1 protein-coding gene is annotated in these 326 nt (G+C 60.7%); it reads left to right on the top strand.

Annotated features, from left to right (window positions below; genetic code table 11):
* The coding region (locus ACCD05_RS31815) for a sugar phosphate nucleotidyltransferase (RefSeq protein WP_413397661.1) at positions 1–326 on the top strand (326 nt) is incomplete at both ends.

Here is a 326-nt window from a genome sequence, read left to right as displayed (position 1 = left end):
CTGGCATCCGGCGGCTTCTACTGGAACTCCGGCATGTTCATGTTCCCGGTCGCCAAGCTGCTCAGCGAGATGACCACGTTTGCCCCCGATGTCCTCAAGGCCGCAGGCGAAGCCATCGCTCGAGGCGTCAAGGATCTCGACTTCATCCGCCTCGACAAGGCGGCCTTCGCTGAAAGCCCCGATATCTCGATCGACTACGCGGTCATGGAAAAGACCAGGAACGCAGCCGTCGTTCCCTCGCCCTTCCAATGGTCGGATCTCGGCAGCTGGGACGCGATCTGGAAGAGCGGCAATCCTGACGAAAAGGGCAATGTCGCCGCCGAAAA

The sequence above is a fragment of the Rhizobium sp. Rhizsp42 genome, from assembly GCF_047304155.1.
Lineage (GTDB): Bacteria > Pseudomonadota > Alphaproteobacteria > Rhizobiales > Rhizobiaceae > Rhizobium.
The sequence above is the reverse complement of the archived record's forward strand: the minus strand, read 5'-3'. Positions and strand labels throughout refer to the sequence as shown.